The sequence below is a fragment of the Streptomyces odonnellii genome (genome assembly GCF_000981895.1).
In the GTDB taxonomy this organism is placed as follows: Bacteria; Actinomycetota; Actinomycetes; order Streptomycetales; family Streptomycetaceae; genus Streptomyces; species Streptomyces odonnellii.
Genome location: NZ_LATD01000522.1, coordinates 1 through 2,319, shown reverse-complemented (window position 1 = coordinate 2,319; position 2,319 = coordinate 1). Strand labels below are relative to the sequence as shown.

Annotated in this window: 3 protein-coding genes; 2 read left to right on the top strand and 1 reads right to left on the bottom strand. The window is 71.1% G+C overall.

All coding sequences use genetic code 11. The features are described from left to right. The first annotated feature begins 120 nt into the window (after positions 1-120). Together WH07_RS38485 and WH07_RS34390 are read left to right on the top strand one after the other, a co-directional pair. The gene (locus WH07_RS38485; RefSeq protein WP_079023800.1) at positions 121-357 is read left to right on the top strand and encodes a type II toxin-antitoxin system RelE/ParE family toxin; all 237 of its coding nucleotides are present in this window, start codon (positions 121-123) and stop codon (positions 355-357) included. Positions 358-361: 4 nt separating this feature from the next. Further along, the gene (locus WH07_RS34390) at positions 362-661 is read left to right on the top strand and encodes a helix-turn-helix domain-containing protein (protein ID WP_046508872.1); all 300 of its coding nucleotides are present in this window, start codon (positions 362-364) and stop codon (positions 659-661) included. Between the two features lie 83 nt (positions 662-744). Here the strand turns inward: WH07_RS34390 and WH07_RS34385 are convergent, their stop codons facing one another. Then, a complete protein-coding gene (locus WH07_RS34385) occupies positions 745-1,992 on the bottom strand; it encodes an MFS transporter (RefSeq protein WP_232789161.1) in 1,248 nt (415 codons plus the stop codon). Positions 1,993-2,319 lie beyond the last annotated feature (327 nt).

Genomic DNA, 2,319 nt, shown 5'->3' with positions numbered 1-2,319 from the left:
AGACAGCCACACCCCACCCCAGGCCCCGGGCCTCTACTTCACCGGCTTCACGAACCCCATCAGCGGCATGCTCCGAGAACTCTCCCGAGACGCCCACCGCATAGCCAAGGCCCTGACCCGCTGACCGACTCCCCGAGCGCGTCCCGATCGAGTGAACCCAGGGTCTCCATTGATCTGCTGGTCACGCACGGTGCGCCGCCCGGCGAGCCGTACACGAAGCAGTTGGACGGAAAGCTGCGAGAACTCCGCTTCCACCTCGGCGGTGAGGCCCTGCGCATCACCTACTGGATCGCGAGCGGGAGACGCATGGCAGTGCGCCGCTGTATCGAACAGGCGCACACAGTCGATGAGAGGTGACGTGATGAACGGCCAGAAGAAGTGGGCCGAGCTGAGGGAAGAGACTCTGGCTCACCCGGAGGCGCGGGAAGCGTACGAGGCGACGCGGATCCGGTACGAACTCGGGCGTGCCGTGCGGGAGCGCCGCGAGGCACTCGGGATGACACAGGCCCAGCTCGCCGAAGCGGCGGGATTGCGCCAGCCCGCTGTGGCGCGGTTCGAGGCAGGGGGAACGATGCCCACCCTGCCTCTGCTTGAGCGCTTCGCCGCCGCGCTCCGGCTGCGGCTGAACGTCGCCTTCGAGCCACTCGACCGAGCGGGCTGACGGCGGGGACGGCGCTCCGCCGGAGCGGGCCCTCGCGCGGTGGCCCGGCCGACGCGCGCCCGGCCGACGCTCGCGGGCCCCCGTCAGGCCAGCACCCCCAGCGCCTTCGGTGCCGGCGGGCGGCGGATTATCAGGGCCATCAGTGCCGCCGCCGCGCAGAGTGCGCCCGAGGCGTACCAGACCATGTCGTACGAGCCGAAGACGTCGCGGGCCAGACCTCCCGCGAAGGCGATCACCGCCGCGCCCACCTGGTGGGACGCGAGGACCCAGCCGAAGACGATCGCGCTGTCCTCGCCGTAGTGCTCGCGGCACAGGGCGATCGTCGGGGGCACCGTCGCCACCCAGTCCAGGCCGTAGAAGACGATGAAGAAGAGCATCGGCGGGTGCACCGACGGGGCCAGCAGCATCGGCAGGAACAGCAGCGAGATCCCGCGCAGCGCGTAGTACACCGCCAGCAGGCGCCGCGCCTCGAAGCGGTCCGTGAACCAGCCCGACGCGACCGTCCCCACCACGTCGAACACCCCGATCACCGCCAGCAGCGAGGCCGCCGCCGTGATCGGCATGCCGTGGTCATGCGCGGCCGGTACGAAGTGGGTCTTGACCAGGCCGTTCGTGGACGCACCGCAGATCGCGAACGTACCGGCCAGCAGCCAGAACGGCCCCGTACGCGCGGCCGACAGCAGCACCGAGACCGCCCTCCGCGCCGCACCGGTCACCGGCGCGGGCTTCGGTACGAACTCCGTCGCCCCGTACGCCGGCAGCCCCACGTCCGCCGGGTGGTCCCGCAGCAGCAGCCAGACGAACGGGACCACCGCCAGCGCCGCCAGCGCGACCGTCACCGCGGCCGGCCGCCAGCCATGGTGCTCCACCAGCCAGGACAGCAGCGGCAGAAAGACCAACTGCCCGGACGCGCCCGCCGCGGTGAGTATCCCCGTGACCAGCCCGCGCCGCGCCACGAACCAGCGGTTGGTCACCGTCGCCGCGAAGGCCAGCGCCATCGAACCGCTGCCCAGACCGACCAGAATCCCCCAGTACAGCACCAGTTGCCAGGCCGCGGTCATCCACACCGTCAGCACGGATCCGGCGGCGATGACCGTCAGCGCGACGGCCACCACCCGGCGAATGCCGAACCGGTCCATCAGCGCCGCGGCGAACGGCGCCGTCAGCCCGTACAGCGCCAGATTGACCGAGACCGCGAAGCCGATCGTGCCGCGCGACCACTCGAACTCCTGGTGCAGCGGGTCGATCAGCAGGCCGGGGAGCGAGGCGAAGGCCGCGGCGCCGATGATCGTCACAAAGGTGACAACGGCGACGAACCACGCGCGGTGGATACGCCCGGGGGTACGAGGTGCTCCCGTGGTACGGGAAGTGCCGGCGGCGGCCGGGGTGCGGCCCGCGTCGTCCTGGGCGGGAAGTTCGGTTGACTGTGTCACGTCAGACAGGATCGATGGACGGAACACTCCTCACGAGTGGCCCGAAGGACAGCATTCGCTAGGATCGGGCCATGCGCCGCCGCAGGTCCGCCCACCCCAACTCGACCCACGCCAACTCCACCCGCCCCTACTCCACCCGCCGCAGACACCGGATCACCGGCACCGCCAGCAGCACCCCGCACACCGCCACATTGATCACCGCCCCCGCCACCAGCACCTCGCGCC